Origin of the sequence: Rhizobium sp. PL01 (genome assembly GCF_033447125.1) — a bacterium.
Lineage (GTDB): Bacteria > Pseudomonadota > Alphaproteobacteria > Rhizobiales > Rhizobiaceae > Pararhizobium.
In genome coordinates this window covers 42638-60783 of the sequence record NZ_JAWQUM010000008.1, presented here as the reverse complement: position 1 = coordinate 60783, position 18146 = coordinate 42638, and the positions used below count along the sequence as shown (strand labels likewise).

At 58.5% G+C, this 18146-nt stretch carries 6 protein-coding genes and 3 pseudogenes; 7 read left to right on the top strand and 2 right to left on the bottom strand.

The annotated features are described in order from the left end of the window. Positions 1–10 precede the first annotated feature (10 nt). Both R6X40_RS18985 and R6X40_RS18980 read left to right on the top strand, forming a co-directional pair. Complete coding sequence (locus R6X40_RS18985) at positions 11–2515, top strand: DNA translocase FtsK (protein WP_412178416.1); 2505 nt, start codon at positions 11–13, stop codon at positions 2513–2515. A 964-nt stretch (positions 2516–3479) separates the two neighbouring features. Further along, on the top strand, positions 3480–5441 hold the full coding sequence (locus R6X40_RS18980; protein WP_318415365.1) for a methyl-accepting chemotaxis protein: 1962 nt from the start codon (positions 3480–3482) through the stop codon (positions 5439–5441). Positions 5442–5488: 47 nt separating this feature from the next. Here R6X40_RS18980 and R6X40_RS18975 read toward each other — a convergent pair whose 3' ends face one another. After that, on the bottom strand, positions 5489–5698 hold the full coding sequence (locus R6X40_RS18975) for a DUF982 domain-containing protein (RefSeq protein WP_318415591.1): 210 nt from the start codon (positions 5696–5698) through the stop codon (positions 5489–5491). 602 nt (positions 5699–6300) lie between these two features. On the opposite strand from R6X40_RS18975, the gene R6X40_RS18970 reads away from it, so the two are divergent. Next, positions 6301–6687: a hypothetical protein gene (locus R6X40_RS18970; protein WP_318415364.1), complete on the top strand. Its 387-nt coding sequence runs from the start codon at positions 6301–6303 to the stop codon at positions 6685–6687. After that, entirely contained in the window at positions 6684–7211 is a 528-nt protein-coding gene (locus tag R6X40_RS18965; RefSeq protein WP_318415363.1) for an RES family NAD+ phosphorylase, read from the top strand. Before R6X40_RS18970 ends, R6X40_RS18965 begins: the two co-directional genes overlap by 4 nt. A 535-nt stretch (positions 7212–7746) precedes the next feature. Here the strand turns inward: R6X40_RS18965 and R6X40_RS18960 are convergent. Continuing rightward, complete coding sequence (locus R6X40_RS18960) at positions 7747–8187, bottom strand: AMP-binding protein (RefSeq protein WP_318415362.1); 441 nt, start codon at positions 8185–8187, stop codon at positions 7747–7749. 844 nt (positions 8188–9031) lie between these two features. Between R6X40_RS18960 and R6X40_RS18955 the strand changes: the two are divergent. The 3 pseudogenes from R6X40_RS18955 to R6X40_RS18945 all read left to right on the top strand — a co-directional run. After that, positions 9032–10063 (top strand): annotated as a pseudogene (locus R6X40_RS18955) (IS630 family transposase). A 549-nt stretch (positions 10064–10612) separates the two neighbouring features. Next, a pseudogene (locus R6X40_RS18950) lies at positions 10613–12997 on the top strand (DUF4347 domain-containing protein); the annotation flags it as partial. A gap of 78 nt (positions 12998–13075) precedes the next feature. After that, positions 13076–18136 (top strand): annotated as a pseudogene (locus R6X40_RS18945) (DUF4082 domain-containing protein); the annotation flags it as partial. Positions 18137–18146 lie beyond the last annotated feature (10 nt).

Below are 18146 nucleotides of genomic sequence, written 5' to 3'. Positions count from 1 at the left end.
GCAGGTCCCTATGCGTCTTTCCCGAACCAATTTTTCGAACGGCTTCGATAACACCGGGGATCAGCCCGTAGACCCGGAAAATCATCTGGGAAAAGCGGAGCCCCAGCGCCGTATCTATGGTGCTCCCGTAGATGTGAAAACCGACGAAGGCCCATACGAACCGGATACCGACGCGATGGCCGAGATCGAGGGGCGAGGGGAGGCACCGGTCTGGCAGAGCGCTTTTGTGCTTGGACCGAATGTGCGGTTTACCCGGACACCGGAGAGTGTTTATGCGAAGCGGCCGGCCAGCGATGCCAGGAAGGAACCGGAAGATCTGGGCACAACTGCGCTCGCGGTTTCCGAAGCAACGGAGACTGCCGTTGTGATTGTGGAACATCTGCCGGTTATCGAGCCTGCACAAGAGGAAGCGCCGGTGGTTTCCGGCATTCAATTGCTTTCGCTCCGTCTGCGGCAGGAGCTTGAAACATCGCTGAATGAACCAGCTGCGGTCGAATATGCAGGCCTTGCCGATATCGACTTGGCGTGCTTTCCGGCCGAGCCGGAGACTGTGGCCCCGCACGTGACCGAAACGACGATGAGACAGCCCAGTTCTTTCCTGCATGTGTCCGACGAAGTGTTCTGGAACACGATGGATATGGCAGCTGATATCAACAGTCTTGCGCAGGTCGAACATTGGCAGCCCCCTGAGGTTGACTCCCCATCCGGTTCTGTAACGGCGCTCTACCGCGAAATCGGCATAAGCAAGGCTGGCCGTCATGTTGAAGCACCTGTCGTTAGCCGTCCGGCCCCCATCAAGACGCAGGTTGTCGAAGTAAGCCAGCCGGTTGCTGCCGATGTTGCGATCCCAGTTGAACCCGTGCGTATCGCAAAGCCACCAGTCGCTGTTTCCAGACCCATCCGGGCAGTCCGGCCCGATACCTTCATGGCGATTCCGGAAATGACGGCTGAGGCCGGCGCTGGTGAGTATGAATTTCCCCCAGTGACACTGCTGCAGGAGCCATCCGTTCAGGAGACGGCTGTTATTACGCAGGAAGCGCTGGAGCAGAGCGCCGGTCTTCTAGAAAGCGTGCTTGAGGACTTCGGCGTCCGCGGCGAGATCATCGATGTTCGCCCGGGACCCGTGGTTACGCTTTACGAATTCGAACCGGCGCCCGGCGTTAAATCCTCTCGCGTCATCGGCCTTGCCGACGATATAGCGCGCTCGATGTCGGCGCTGTCGGCCCGCGTTGCTGTTGTGCCCGGCCGGAATGTCATTGGTATCGAGTTGCCGAATCCGGTGCGCGAAACAGTTTATTTCCGCGAACTGATCGAGTCGGAAAATTACCAGGAAACACGTTTCAAGCTGGCGCTTTGCCTCGGCAAGACCATTGGCGGCGAACCGGTCATCGCCGAACTCGCCAAGATGCCGCATCTTCTGGTCGCTGGTACCACCGGCTCGGGCAAATCGGTGGCGATCAACACAATGATCCTGTCCTTGCTCTACCGCTTGAAGCCGGAGGAATGCCGGCTGATCATGGTCGATCCGAAGATGCTGGAATTGTCGGTTTACGATGGCATACCGCACCTCCTGACGCCGGTCGTTACCGATCCGAAAAAGGCGGTCATGGCACTCAAATGGGCCGTGCGGGAAATGGAAGACCGCTATCGCAAGATGTCGCGGCTCGGCGTACGGAATATCGACGGCTACAATGCACGCGCCGCGATGGCGCGGTCAAAGGGCGAAACCGTCCTATGCAGCGTTCAGACCGGGTTTGACCGGTCGACCGGCGAGCCGATTTTCGAACAGGGGGAAATGGATCTCGCACCGATGCCTTATATCGTCGTCATCGTCGACGAGATGGCCGACCTGATGATGGTCGCCGGCAAGGAAATCGAAGGTGCAATCCAGCGGCTGGCCCAGATGGCGCGCGCTGCCGGTATCCATCTGATCATGGCGACACAACGTCCCTCGGTCGATGTCATTACCGGCACGATCAAGGCCAATTTCCCGACGAGGATCTCCTTCCAGGTCACCTCGAAGATCGATAGCCGCACCATCCTGGGCGAGCAGGGTGCCGAGCATCTGCTGGGGCAGGGGGATATGCTTCACATGGTGGGAGGCGGCCGCATTGCCCGTGTGCACGGACCGTTCGTCTCCGACGAGGAAGTCGAAAAGGTTGTTGCGCATCTGAAGACGCAGGGACGCCCGGAATATCTTGGCACTGTCACCGAAGATGCCGAGGAAGTCGACGAGCCGGCTGAGGACGACGCTGCGGTCTTTGACAAGGGGGCGATGGCGGAAGAGGACGGCAATGACCTCTACGACAAGGCGGTCAAAATCGTACAGCGCGACAAGAAATGCTCGACCTCCTACATCCAACGCCGTCTGCAGATCGGCTACAACAGAGCTGCGTCCTTGGTTGAGAGAATGGAGCGGGAAGGGCTGGTCGGTTCGGCAAATCATGTAGGCAAGCGGACGATCCTGTCTGCAGGCCGCGAAGTTGCGGAAATGCCGACTGGTGACGAGGAATAGACGCCGGTGGATTTAATGATTTTGGGCAGGCGAGGGTACCGACTGGTGATGTGACGCGGTGCGGGCGCCGCGGCTGGTGACAGGTTTTTGTGCGGCTGTGAAAGTGCCAGTTGTTAGGTGATATTTCTGTTGGGCCGCGTTTCATCTTCCTGTTTGTATTTTGGACGGGATTTGGGAGATCGTGTCGATAATCTCACGCAACTCTCGCTGAAGGCGAGAACAAACGATAATGCAGACATCTGGCTCAGATTGCCGCGTTTCGATAGATGTCTGATTTGTCATGCGGGACCAGTTCATCCGTCTATCTATACCAAGCCCCGCCCTGTGCCGACGGGGAACTCAAGTTCTACTGGCTAGATTTTTCATTGATCTCGCCCACAATCAAAACGTCTTTGGGCTGTGTTATCGGATGAGAAATTGTGAGCTTGCGCATCGCAACGTTTGCCGATGGTTCACCCATGAACCTTTAGGCGCTACGGTCTGAAGTGCTTGCTGGTATCAGACGCTCTCGCAACCGATATCAAATGCAAGATGTCCGTCTTCCTTTGAAGCAGGCGATCCCAAACAATTGAATAGATATTTCGTTAATTTATCGAGTGCTACAATGCGTGCGAGGCTGCGCGTGAAGTTTTAGGGCGTTGAAACCGCCAGCACAGCCTTGGCGCTTACCGATTGAGCGCCGAAACCTGAAATTAGGAGGCCGGGAAAACCGAATGTCCAGCGGGACGAGTAGGGTTTCCAGTGTTGCTTTTGGTGTTCAGAGGCGTTCTGCGGGCGTGTGCCCCTATATTGCCTTGTGGTGGCAAGCGACACAAAGCCTGAAACTTGGCCGGTCTCTCAGGGGCAAATACTGCGCGGCATGATGCGTGCGGTCCAATCAAATGGAATGACTCCAGCAATTCAGTTTCGAGGGTAACCGACATGCCGTTGGCGGTTTCGCTGTACCGTTTCAGAGAGGACTAGCATGCCCGCCATGTTGAAATCATCCGTCGCCTATAAAATTGTCGCCACCACACTTGCCCTGATTTTCCTGAGCATCGCGATGGTCGCTGGCATGATGATGTATAATCTGCAGAAATTGGAAATGGAGCAGGCTCTTGAGGACACGCATGCCGCGGCCCGTACCATGGCAATCATGTATAGCCTCCAGGCGAGCGACCTTAAGGTCGATCTGAACGGCAGCTCGCTCACCGGCATCACGGCGGAAGCCATCTCTGCTACGGCCGATCATCATCTGGTGGATCGCACGGCGGCATCCATCGATGGCGTAGCGACTATCTTTTCCAAGACTGCCGCGGGTTTTGAGCGGATTTCGACCAACGTCAAGAAAAGCGACGGCACGCGGGCCACTGGCACGATGCTGGCGGCGGATCACCCGGCCCAAACCCTTCTTGCACGCGGTAAAGCCTATTTCGGGCCGGCCCAACTGTTTGGGAAGGACTTTATGACCGGTTACTTCCCGGTGCTGAATGCCGCTCGGCAAACCGTCGGTGTTTTGTTTGTAGGCCTGGCGATGGACACCTATGTGGCGAAGATCCACCATTTGCAGTTAGTCGCCATGCTCTCTGGTCTGATCGTACTGGTTCTGAGCGCGGTCCTCACCCTCGTGTCTAACCGTGTCTTGCTGAAGCCGTTCGGCAGGTTGATCGATGCAGTGGGCAACGTTTCCGAGGGCAGGCTCAACAGCGACATCCCTTATGCGGATCGTCATGACGAATTCGGCAAGATCGCACGGGCGCTGGACGTGTTTCGCGGCAATGCGACAGAGCGGCGGCGTCTCGAAGCGGAGACGGAGGCAGCGCGTGTGCGGACGGCGGACGAAGAGGCCGCCAGGCACGCTAGTGAAACCAGAAAGACAGAACAGGATCAGTTCGCGATCGATGGCCTGACGGCCGGGCTTGTGCGCCTTGCTGACGGCGATGTCACATGCCGCATCGAGCAGCCGTTCGCGCCGCATCTTGAAGGCTTGCGCGACAATTTCAACGAATCCGTTTCCCGCTTGCAGCAGGCGTTGCAATCGGTCGGCCAGACTGCTGCATCCATCAATGCCGGAGCGAAGGAGATCGGCGCGGGCGCCGACGATTTGTCGAAACGCACCGAGCAGCAGGCAGCCTCCGTCGAGGAAACGGCGGCGGCTCTCGAACAGATCACCACGACGGTCAGGAATGCCGCAGCCCGCGCTGCGGAGGTCGGTAGTCTGGTGAGCAGAACGCGGGCCGAAGCTGAGAAATCCGGTGATGTCGTGCGCAACGCCGTCGAGGCCATGAGCGGTATCGAGCAATCATCTGGTGAGATCGGCAACATTGTCGGCGTAATCGATGAGATTGCCTTCCAAACCAATCTTCTAGCTTTGAATGCGGGCGTCGAGGCAGCGCGCGCCGGCGATGCCGGCAAGGGTTTTGCCGTCGTCGCTCAGGAAGTCCGTGAACTGGCCCAACGTTCGGCTAGTGCAGCAAAGGAAATCAAAACGCTGATCACCAGGTCGAATGGGCAGGTTCAGTCGGGCGTTTCCCTCGTTGGGCAAGCCGGAAAAGCGCTGGAAACCATCGTCGCAGAGGTGAAGGAGATCAGTGGACATGTGAATGCTATTGTCGATGCAACACGTGAACAGTCGATCGGCCTTCAGGAGATCAATACGGCCGTAAACGCCATGGATCAGGGAACACAGCAGAACGCTGCGATGGTTGAGCAATCGACTGCGGCAAGCCATAGTCTCGCATCCGAAGTGCATCAGCTCAATCAGCTCCTGTCGCAATTCAAAGTCGGTTCATCAGACCCTGTCCGTCCGGCAATCGGGGTAGTCGCATCCAGGCAGCTGCAAGCCGCATCGCCAGCCCGCGTGTTGCATGGCAGGGTGGCGAAAGCATTCAACGGTAACGCCGCAAGGGCGCTCGCTTCCAACGTGGATTCCTGGGAGGAGTTTTGATCATTCCTTTGACAAAGCCGAAGTCCATTCAGCGGGCTTCGGCTTGTCTACGCCAATACGTAAGACTCGATTGCTGCCGCAATGAATTCCTCTCTCGCCATCTCGCTTGATATCTGCCAATTCAACGCAGCTTTGCATTTGCCTTTTGCGTTTTCGAAATGGCTGCCCCGCTCGATTGGCCAACGGTGCGTGAGGTAGTCAAACGCATCCGAAGGGCCACGGATTATTTCTGACGCCCCATACCCAATTCTGATCATGACAGGTACGTGCCATTCCCTCTCCAACCCGATGGTTGCGCTACCGGCATCCATTGCTTCTATCCCTCTCAATCCACCGATATGATTTAGAGTTTTCCATAAAGTTCGAAAACGCGCCATTCATCCAAGGCTAATCAAAAGGAGCTAAGCCCATTCGCACCCAAAGTGATGACGGCTCCGTCAACCTGTTAAAATGACCCATCCCGCAAGGGCGGCGATCACAAAGCCGAACACCATGACGACGGCGAAAGAGTACTTGAGAAGAAAATCGCGCATAACGACGGGATATCATCGGCAACCGAACCTGCCAACCCGGGGAGGGGCCGTTTCGCAAACACCGTCTCCCTGTTCCGAGCCGACGATATAGGCATTCAAAACTGCGGCGGCAGTTCTTAGAAAATCTTCCCATCGAATTCCGGGTCTCAGAGCTAGAACGCATAACCGTTCGAAAATCGGCTCCAATCTCGATTTACAATATAGTGGCAATAGAAGGAGGGCGCGCGCATGACGGGCGCGTGCCCCTCGCCAAAAATTCAAAACGACAGTCTTGATGTGCGCTTAAATGTGCATATATTGTGCATATTCTTTTATTGGAGTGCACTATGGTACAGGCTTTTATGGCACACGCATCTGTGGTCTCAGGCTTCGTCGATAGCCTGCAGGAGCCACGTACACCCTACATTTCTCCCAATCGCCTATCCAAGGCGCTCGGTGTTCCAGTAACCGGATTGGCGGAATTGACGGGCGTTCACCGCAATACGCTGCGCAATCCCTCCTCGGAGCGTCTGCAGGGTCGCATGCGCGAAATGATCAAAGTCATTTCAGCTGCGGCCGAGCTGACGGGAGCCCTTGATAAGTCCATCTACTGGTATCGAAACGAACCCATTCCGGACTATGATCATAAGACAGCCGCCGAACTCGTCGCAGAAGGTCATGTCGAGGCCGTTCTGGCATATATCCGGGATCTTGGTAACGGTGCACGCGGGTGAGGCTTACAGGCTTAGGCCCGCCGGGCGAGGTTTTTCATCGCTTTCTTACGCCAAAATGGGCGCATCTTCCCACAAGCGGGGCAGGGGCCGCGAGCGACGGCGGTCGCTTCAATCGACCGGGTGTTGAAGCGCTTTACCTTTCAAGGGCGCCGCAAACTGCGTTGGAGGAGTATCGCCAGGGCGCCTCGATTACACCGCCGGCAACACTCGTAGCATATACTGTAAAACTAGATCCTGTCGTCGACCTGTCAAAAGGGTTCGATCCTTTGGTTTGGGATGCAAAATGGGCGGGATGGGATTGCCAATGGCGAAAGATCGCCCGGATTGATCACAGAACCCCGCCCTGCTGGCTGTTGTCGGATATAGCCGTCACGTCGGGATACAAGGGAATTCTCTTTCCTTCACTGCAACACGCGGGCGGAACAAATCTCGTTGTATTTTCTGCCAATGTCCAAGTGGGCGACATTATCGAGGTTCACGATCCCGAGGGGCGACTACCGAAAGATCAGTCGTCCTGGACATAACTTCGAAGCCTAGACGGCTAGCTATGTCACGGTTTCTTTGCAAGTTAAACTGTTCGATCTGAGCGCTTGGCGGGAGGGGAGGCATACAATCGCCTGTCGGCAAACCAACAACCCAGCTGGCGATGTGCTGAGAGACGTCGCCGCTTCTCGAAGACGGAATTTTTAGGCTTTTGCGCGATGATACGAGCATTCCAGTCATGCCGAGCGATATGACCGATAATGCAACATTATCTGTCGTATTTGTGTCACGACATGGCGTGCGGTTCAAGTCGATATTACTGGCTAAATCCGCGCACATGATTTACACTTCGGTGCATGGATTCGCTCGCGCCCTCCGCTTCAATTGTCCCCGACTGGTCGCCCCGCGTGCCGGGTTGGGCACTGCCGCGTGGTCGCGACATCAACGAGATAGATGCCGCCTGCGACGGTCATGAAGCGTAGGGATGAAGGGAGCCTGCTGCGAAAATCAATGCTCTCCAGAAGCTCTTAAGAATAGGGCACGCCGGAAAAATTCGTGCATCCGGACTGTTCCAGCCTATCGTGGAATTGCGGATCCGCTATCGATATTTTCGGGAAATAGATGCTTAGCACCGACCGAAAGATGCGAATGCAGAACGGACAAGCCGTAGCAATAGTGCAGTGGCGTCAAGCCGAGATACTGGGCGATCGACGCCGCATTGGCGTCGAGGTTCCGAGTGGAGAGTTTTACCGCCCTGGCGCGGCCAGTACTTCCGGATGTCATCAGCAGAAGCGCCAGATCGGGATGCGGCGGAATACCGTGCTGGCCGCGGCTGCGGGGAGGTTCAATCAGCCACCAGCGGCCGTCGATATGGAGAAAGCTGATTTCGGGCGCAAAGGCCTCGTCGATGACGGCGCCCAGCGCCGGGTCCGTTGGAGGAAGCAGGACACCGGCATGGCCGGCTTGAAGGGCGGCGAGGTAGCCGATGATTGCATGCTCAGAATGCGATGCTTCCACGCCGACCGGCATTTTGTGGCAGTAGAGGGCCGAGGATTTCTGAGTTACACGATCTGCCAGTTCCCGTATGTGATCGGATCACGGTCTGGAAAAAGCATTGCAGGCGCATCACCCCAATTTGCCAGGGCGGAGATAAAAAGCGGTGCCATGGTGTGCGATCTTGACGGAATGGGAAGGGACGTTGGATAGGCTCCCTATGAAATGCATGATTGCTATTGTCAAGTTATTGGCGGCGCAAAGACGGTTGTGCGTTGATGCCTAGTGTGTCAGCAGTCAGGGTCAGCGCTATAGACGTGCGCGGCCAGGAATTTGAGGGGCTTCCTGAGGGAATGGCCCGATCAGCATGGGGAACGAATGATCGGAACGCCGCAGTAGCAGACCAGTAACACGGCGCGGTTCGGGTAGACAAAATAGGGTGACTACCCGACTTTCCCAAATCTTCACTTCACGAAGCAGTCATGAGGTCAAATGCTGGAACGAAGTCAGTAACGGTAAGGAGACTACCTTTCGATAACGGCTGTCACGGCGGCGTTCAACGCGTTGATCTGTTGTCCGTTCGGCAGCCGTTCGCCTTATGCGAGTATCACGGCGGTTTTCACACGTCCGAGAAAGGTCACTGGACTTTTATGTAAGCGGCGCCTAATCTTCTCAAGCTGTTACCTTGGCCGAAACCGGAACGGCGTTCATTACGAAAGTATTTTTTGACATTCCGTATTGTGAACCTTCTCAACGATCTGTATTTCCGGGGCGATTTTGAGCCCGCTACCTGTTCGGTGGCGGGCTCTCTATAGACCAGGCACGAATATATATTGAGTTATAGAGCCCGAAATAGTATGATTTGGTCATGGAGACAGACGCACGGAAACTGAGCGAATCAGCGCTTTATGAGCTTCGCCTGCAGGTGGTCCGGTTGTCCAAGGCCGATCACAAAGTGATGCGGATTGTCGAGTTGACGGGCCTGTCGTGGCAGGCGGTTCGCAAGGCGATCGACGGCTATGAAGCGGAAGGTGTGGCGAGCCTCAAGCCAAAGGATCGCGGCCGATCCCAAGGCGACGGCCGCAGCCTGAGCCCTGAGCAGGAGGCGCAAATCCGTCGCTTGATCTGCGACAAGCGTCCTGAGCAACTGAAGATGGAATTTGCGCTGTGGACGCGCGGGGCGGTGATGGAGTTGATAAGCCGGGAATGCGGTATTTCCCTGAAGATCCGCGCTGTCGGCAATTATCTGAAGCGCTGGGGGTTTACGCCGCAGAAGCCGATCCGTCGGGCCTAAGAGCAAAATCCGCAGGCCGTGCAGGCCTGGCTGGAGGCGACCTATCCAGCGATCGAAGCGCAGGCCAAGGCCGAGGGTGGTGAAATCCGCTGGGGCGATGAAACCGCTGTTATCAACGCAGACGTGCGCGGCCGATCTTATGCTCCCAAGGGAGAGACGCTGGTCGCTTACGCGCCGGGAAGCCGAGCCAAGTTGTCGATGATCTCGACCGTCACCAATCAGGGCAAGACGCGCTGGATGATCATTGAAGAGAACTTCGGCGCGGATCGGCTGATCGAGTTCCTCGAAGCGCTCATCAAAGATGCGGATCGCAAAATCTTTCTCATCCTCGACAATCTCCGGGCGCATCACTCGAAATTAGTCAAGGCATGGCTGGAGACAAGCAAAGATCAAATCGAGATCTTCTATCTTCCCAGCTACTCGCCTGAATTGAACCCAGATGAGCGGCTCAATGCCAGCCTCAAGCATGCCATCAGCACCACCGTCCCAGTCAAAACCAAGGCCAGGCTCAAGGCCGCGGCCGAAAGCCACATGACCGGCCTGGCACAGTCGCCACACGCCGTGCGAGCCTTCTTCCGCGACCCCCGATGCCGATACGCAGCCTAACTATCACCGTGCCGGATCAATAATTCGGGTCTCTCGACCCGAAAAATCAATATTGACTGCCGGCTACGGCGATGGATATCGGCCCCTTGCCAGCGGGAAAATAAACATTGAGCTTGGGAAAGCCAGGGAACCTCACCCTGCGGTGGGGGGTTGCAGAGCGCTAGGCAAGGCGGAAGCAGCACTCTCCAAATTGATACGAAACGCTCAATATTGGCTGCCGATAAACGCGATCTTTTTCGTGTTGGGAGTGAACCCTCCGGATGCTCCACGGTCCAGAAAATCTGACACCCCGCCCTCACGCTCAGCGGGTCCTCATCCGACTGACAGGTTCAAGTAGAGGCAATATCCAGTAGCCAATCTGTCCGGACCTACATCGTCGCGCGGTCGCATCGCCCATGCTCCATCACAAAATTGGCGTTCTCCTGAAATTCGGCCAAGTGTTCCAGTAACCTGGCGTGATTAGACTTCGCAGGAGATGCTATTTCCTCCAGCGCCTCGCAAAGGAGCCGATTACGCCATCCAATCCATTATCACATAGGAGGATGGGGCATGCACCGCCTACCACCTTTAGCAGTTGTAGTGAGACCGATTGCTAAGGTTTGCGGACAATCAAAAGCTGGCAGGATGGTTTTGTTGCAGAGGCGTGATCTGGCGGGCTTATTTGGGCGGCTGCAACCGGGTGGCGTGACAAAATCCGCGCGGTCGCAACAGTTGGCCAGATGCCCCAACGTTAATCCAAATTGTCCGGGAAACACCATGACCCCCTCTCGTGAGATTGCCTTCATCGACCCCTCAGTGACGGACTTCGAGACGCTGCTTGCCTGTCTGAGACCCGACGTCGAGCCAGTGGTGCTTTCGAAGAACGAGCCGGCGATGACCCAGATGGCGCGGATCCTGGAGGCGCGCGCGAACCTTGACGCGATCCATGTGATCGCGCATGGCCGGCCCGGTGAAGTAAGCTTCGCGGCGGGGCCGGTCTCGTGCGAGACGATCAAGGATGAAACGACCGAACTTCCTTGCTTTGACACAGCACTTGGAATGGATAAGGCCCTGCTGATTTGGGCCTGCGAGACCGGCGCCGGTGAACGGGGAGATGCCTTCATCGATGTGCTAGCAGCAAGGACAGGCGTTCGCGTCGCTGCGGCGAGCGGTATTGTCGGCGCGGAACTCCGCGGTGGAACGTGGTCGCTGGATCGCGGTGACGGCGCCGGTCGTCCGCCGCTTTCGCCGGAAGGCATGATGACCTATGCCGGGATCATGGCGACGTTCACGGGCACCAGCGGCAACGACACGGCGAACGCCACGACGGGGACGCTCACCGGATTCTCGGGCGGCACGGCCGCACAACTTCAGGACACCAGCGGCGACACGTTCAATGGCGGCAATGGTGCAGATGCAATCGTCGCCGGTAGCGGCGACGACACGATCAACTTGGGTGCCGGCCAGTTCGCTGCGGGCGAGTCAATTCAGGGTGGGGGCAACAGCGCTAGCGGCACGCGCGACCAGATCGTGCTGACGGCCGGCGGAACGACCGACCTTTCGGTTGGCACAGTTTCCGGCATCGAAACGCTGACAGGAAATACGAGCAGCGATACCGTAAGGATGACCGCGTCGCAATGGGCCGGATTTGCCACGGTCGATCTCGGCAGCGGCTTGCTGACGACCGATGTGCTGAACGTTCTGGCGAGCGGAAATATCTCGGCTCTTACCCTGCCGACGGTCAGCAATGTCGAAACCGGCAACCTCACCGGTACGTCCGGCACCGACACGGTAACGCTCAGCGGCACCCAGCTCGACGCGATCCTCATCGGCTCCGGCACGATCAATCTCGGCGCTGGAACCGGCGATACGATCAACCTGACCTCCACATCGACCGACCTCAATTCGCTGGGAGCGACGGATGGATCCATTCAGGGCGTCGAAGCGATCTCGGCTTCAGGCGCAGCAGCCGGCGTCACGATCACGCTGGGCGGCCAGAGCGAAGCGTTCGCCATCACCGGGAGCGGTCAGGCCGACAGTCTTACCGGCGGGGCCGGGGCCGATACGATTGTCGGCGGCGGCGGTGCTGATACGATAAGCGGCGGCGCAGGCAATGACACGATCACCTATGACGGTTCGGACGTATCGATTGCCGGCGGGACAAACACCGACACGCTGGTGGTCACCGGAGCGGCAACCATCAATCTCGCGTCTGCGGACCAGAGTTCCGGAGACACCGCAGGCACCACCGGCTTCGAAAATGTGAATGCGAGCGGAGCGATCGCGGTCGTCAGCCTGACAGGCGACGGCAATGCCAACATACTCACCGGCGGCGGCGGCGCCGATACGATCGTCGGCGGTGCCGGCGCTGACACGCTCAACGGTGGGGCAGGCGATGACACGATCACCTATGACGGCTCGGACGTATCGATTGCCGGCGGGGCAAACACCGACACCCTGATGGTCACCGGAGCGGTGACCATCAATCTCGCCTCTGCGGACCAGAGTTCCGGAGACACCGCAAACACCACCGGCTTTGAAAATGTGAATGCGAGCGGAGCGAGCGCTGCCGTCAGCCTCACTGGCGACGGCAATGCCAATGTGCTCACGGGCGGTGGCGGCGCCGATACGATCGTCGGCGGTGCTGGCGCTGATACGCTCAACGGTGGGGCAGGCAACGACACGATCACCTACGACGGCTCGGACGTATCGATTGCCGGCGGGACCAACACCGACACGCTGCTGGTCACCGGTGCAGCGGCGATCAACCTATTGTCTGCCGACCAGAGTTCCGGCGATACGGCCAATACGACTGGCTTCGAGAACGTGAATGCGAGCGGATCGAATGCGATCGTCAGCATTACAGGTGACGGCAATGCCAACGTGCTCACGGGCGGCAGCGGTGCCGATACGATCGTTGGTGGAGCTGGCATCGACACGCTCGCCGGCGGTGCTGGCAACGATCTGGTCACCTATGACGGCTCAGACGCATCCATCGCCGGTGGGGCTGATATCGACACACTGCTGGTCAACGGTGCCGCGACGATCAACCTGTCGTCTGCCGACCAGAGTTCGGGCGATACGGCCAATACGACCGGCTTTGAGAACGTCAACGCGAACGGATCGATCGCGGCGGTCAGCCTGACGGGCAGCGGTGGCGCCAACGTGCTCACTGGAGGGGCGGCAAACGACACGCTTAACGGCGGTGGCGGCGATGACACGATTGATGGCGGTGGTGGAACAGGCGACACCGTGGTCTTCACCGGGGCATTCGCGAACTATACGATCGGCCTTTCAGGGGCCACCTACACGATTGCCGACAACCGCAGCGGCTCACCGGATGGTGCTGATACGGTCACCGGTGCCGAAAATTTCCAGTTCTCCGACGGAACGCGCACCGCAAGCCAGCTCAACCCGACCGCCCAGAACAAGATCGTCCTGGAAAACCTGAAGCAGGGCAACCCCATCAGCGAATGGGGCATCAATGGCGACGGGGAATATACCAGCATTCAGGGCTTTGCCACCCAGATCAGTACCAATATCGGTCAGACGGTCGACTTCAAAATTGCGACCAACTCGACCAACTACCGGATCGAGATCTATCGACTGGGTTATTATGGCGGCGCCGGCGCCCGTAAGGTGGCCACGATCCAACAAACGCTCGGCACCGCGCAGGTACAGCCGCATCCGATTGTCGACATGTCGCGCGGCCTCATCGACGCGGGCAACTGGGCGGTGTCGGCGAGTTGGGCCATTCCGCAAGATATGGTTTCCGGGGTCTACATCGCCAAGCTCGTGCGCGAGGACGGCACGGCAGGCCAGAGTCACATCCCCTTCATCGTTCGCGACGACAATGCGGCCAGCGATATCGTCTTCCAGACCTCCGACACCACCTGGCAGGCTTACAATGCCTGGGGTGGCGCCAGCTTGTATTATGGCGAGGTACCGGTCAATCCGGCCGATATGATCGGCTACATGCCGCCCAACTGCAGTTGCGGCCTGACCGCGATCGGTCGAGCCACAGCGGTCAGCTACAATCGCCCAATCATCACCAACACCAGCCCGATCGGCGGCACGCATGATTTCATATTCGGCGTCGAACATTCGGCGATCCGCTGGCTCGAGCAGAACGGCTACGACGTCTCCTATATCTCCGGTGTCGATGCGACGCGAAGCGGCGGCCTGTTGCTCAATCACCAGGCTTATCTTTCGGTCGGTCATGACGAGTACTGGTCGGCTGAACAGCGAACCAACGTCGAGGCGGCGCGCGACGCCGGCGTCAACCTTGCGTTCTGGAGCGGTAACGAAGTCTACTGGAAGGTTCGCTGGGAAACCAGCATTGACGGCAATGGTACGCCGTATCGGACGATGGTCACCTACAAGGAAACCTGGGGTGGGACCCCCGATCCGAGCTCCACGGCGACCGGAACGTGGCGAGATCCACGCTTTGCCGATCCCGGCCAGAAGCCGGAAAACGCGCTGACAGGTACCATGTTCACGGTGGACGGCTACCGGCTGGACACGATCACCATCCCCTACGACTATTCCAACCTCCGGTTCTGGCGTAACACCAATGTTGCCAATCTGCAGCCGGGCCAGACCTACTCCCTGGCCCAGAACCTGCTTGGCTATGAGTGGGATTCCGACGTCGAAAACGGCTACCGGCCCGCCGGGCTGATCAACATGTCGCTGTCGACGGTTTCGGTCGACACCTATCTACGCGACTACGGCACTTCGGTCGGTTCTGCGACTGTAAACCACAGCCTGACCATGTACCGGGCCGAGAGCGGCGCGCTCGTCTTCGGCGCGGGGACCGTCTTCTGGTCCTGGGGCCTTGATTCGAACCATGAAGGGGCGGCCACACCAACCGATCCGAATGTCCAGCAGGCTATGGTCAACATGTTCGCCGACATGGGCATTCAGCCCGGGACGCTCGACGCGAGCCTGATCCTGGCGACACAATCGACCGATACGATCAAGCCGACCTCGACCATCACCTCTCCAACCCTGGGCGCGAGCTTCGTCGAGGGACAGAAGGTCACGGTCACGGGCAGCGCACAGGATCTCGGCGGCGGCATCGTCGCGGGCGTCGAGGTGTCCCTTGACGGCGGCCAGAGCTGGTGGAAAGCGACAGGCCGCGAGGCCTGGAGCTACAGCTGGGTCGTGCAGGCGTCCGGGACCTACAACATCATGTCGCGCGCCGTGGACGACAGCCTCAACCTCGGCACTCCGTCGGCGAGCACCCAGGTCACCGTCAATCTGCCTTCGACATCAAGCCTCTGGACGCTTGCCAGCAAACCGCAAATCGAAACCAATCTCGACCGGGACGGCATCGAGGTGGGCGTCCGCTTCCAGGCGGCGACGGATGGCGTTGTCAACGCCATTCGGTTCTACAAGGGTTTCTACAATGTCGGCCAGCATGTCGTAAATCTGTGGACGTCCGCAGGTACGCGGTTAGCCACCGGCACGTCCTCCGTCGAACCCATAACGGGCTGGCAGACAGTAACGTTCGCCAATCCGGTGCGTCTCACTCCCGGAACGAGCTATGTCGCATCCTATCACACCGGAGGATATTGGTCATCGAGCAACAATTATTTCGCGTCGAGCTATACGAACGGCCTGCTCACGGCTCAGGGCGGCGTCTACGCGTATTCCAGCGACAGCAACGGCATGTTCCCGAGCAACAATTTCACCTCAAACTACTGGGTCGATGTCGTTTTCACGCCGGACCCCAACCAAGCGCCGACGCCAACGGCCGATTCGGGGTTTTTGGTCGGAAAGAACGGGATGCTCCCGATCTCCTTCGCCGCGCTGGTGGCCAACGACACGGATCCGAACAGCGACCCGCTGACCGTCAGTGCGGTCAGCAATGCTACCAGCGGAACCGTGACGCTCGACGCCCAGACCGGCAATGTCATCTACACGCCGAATGCCAACTATAGCGGGCCGGCAAGCTTCACCTATACGGCTTCGGATGGGCGCGGCGGCACGGCGACCGCCAATGTATCCCTGACGGTCGAACAAGACCCTGCCGGTGTGTCGCTGTTCCAGTGGACAGAAGGGCCGGCGGGGCCGGCGGTCAACGACCAGCCACTGGAGCTTGGGATGAAGTTCACCGCATCCGTGGTCGGCACGATCACGGGCGTACGCTTCTACAAGCCGGCAAATGCCACCGGGCTGCACACCGGTTCGCTGTGGTCGTCGGCGGGTACGCTGTTGGCCACCGTCACCTTCACCAACGAATCCACCAGCGGCTGGCAGACCGCTACCTTCTCCAATCCGGTTGCGATCACGGCGGGAACGACCTATGTCGCCTCCTACCATACGACCGGAGTCTATACAGCCACCGCGAACTATTTCAACAGCGCGAAGGTCAATGGGTCGCTGACGGCTCCCTCATCCGCGACAAGTGGCGGAAACGGCCTCTATGCCTATTCGCCGGGCACCGCGTTTCCAACGACCAGTTTCCAGGCCACCAACTATTGGGTCGACGTCGTCTACAAAGCCTCGACCGCCAACACCGTGCCGATTGCAAGCAACGACAACGGCTACACCACTACCCAAAGTACGGCCGTGACGATCGCTGCATCCGCCCTCCTCGCCAACGACACGGATCCCGACGGCGACGCTCTGACGATCACCGGGGTAAGCGGCGGGGTCAACGGTTCGGTAAGTTTCAACGCGCAGAACAACACAATCACCTTCAATCCGACAGCCGGCTATACCGGGGCCGCGAGCTTTATTTATTCGATCTCCGACAGTCGCGGCGGCACGGCTTCGGCCACCGTCAATCTGACGGTTTCTCCGCCCTCGACGGCAACGAGCCTGTTCAGCCTTTCGGATACCCCGGCGATCACATCCGTGAACGACCCGAACTCCGTCGAACTCGGCATGAAGTTCGTAGCCTCAGTCGGTGGAACCATCACCGGCATGCGCTTCTACAAGGGAGCACAGGACAACGGCCCCCACACGGGGTCCATCTGGAGCACTACCGGCGTGCGGCTGGCCACCGCGACTTTCATCGGCGAAAGCGCCAGCGGCTGGCAAACAGTGAACTTCGCCCAGCCGCTCACCATCGCAGCCGGCACGACGTACGTGGCCAGCTATCATACCAATGGCAACTATGTGGTAACCTCCAATTATTTCGCCACCAGCCGCACCAATGGCGAACTTACTGCTCCGTCCAGCAGCACAAGCGGCGGCAACGGTGTCTATACCTACGGGACGAACAGCCTGTTTCCCACGTCCAGCTACACTGCGTCGAACTACTGGGTCGATGTGCTCTACCAGCAGTCGACCCAGAACTCCGTGCCGGTTGCCGTCACCGATTCTAATTACTCCACAACCGCTGACACACCGCTCGTCATCCAGGCCTCGGCACTGCTCGCCAATGATACCGATGCGGATAGCGACACGCTGACAATCACCGGGGCCAGCGGCGGGGTAAACGGTACCGCTTCGTTCAACAGCCAGACCAACATGGTCACGTTTACGCCGACAGCAGGCTATACCGGCGCCGCGAGCTTTACCTATTCGATCTCCGACGGGCGCGGCGGCGCGGCTTCGGCCCAGGTTTCTCTGACCGTTTCTCCGCAACCAACGACCCAGAGCGTCTTTACGGCGAGCAGCACACCGGCGATCATTTCGGTGAACGACAATAATCCGGTCAACCTCGGCATGAAGTTCCAGGCGGACACGGCAGGCTGGATCAGCGGAATCAAATTTTACAAGGGCTCCAACAACACCGGTTCGCATACCGGATATCTCTGGTCGTCGACCGGCACGCTGCTGGCAAGCGCGAGCTTCGGCGGCGAGAGCGCCAGTGGCTGGCAATCGGTCAATCTGGCCCAGGACGTCGCGATCCAGGCGAACACCACCTATGTCGTTTCGTACAGCACCAACGGAAATTATTCGGCAACGGGCAATTTCTTTACCTCCGACATCACGAACGGCAACCTGCGCGCGCTTTCGTCGGCGCTTAGCGGCGGCAACGGCGTCTACGGTTACGGATCGAGCGGGCTGTTTCCGAACAGCACATACAACAGCGCGAACTACTATGTGGATGTGGCGTTCAGACCGCAGCTGGCGGCGTAGGGCGGAGCTC

Excerpts from the sequence above, each read along its gene's own strand:
- R6X40_RS18975 (WP_318415591.1), bottom strand. The coding sequence starts at position 5,698 with ATGATCAGAATTGGGTATGGGGCGTCAGAAATAATCCGTGGCCCTTCG.
- R6X40_RS18985 (WP_412178416.1), top strand. The coding sequence starts at position 11 with ATGCGTCTTTCCCGAACCAATTTTTCGAACGGCTTCGATAACACCGGG.
- R6X40_RS18980 (WP_318415365.1), top strand. The coding sequence starts at position 3,480 with ATGCCCGCCATGTTGAAATCATCCGTCGCCTATAAAATTGTCGCCACC.
- R6X40_RS18970 (WP_318415364.1), top strand. The coding sequence starts at position 6,301 with ATGGTACAGGCTTTTATGGCACACGCATCTGTGGTCTCAGGCTTCGTC.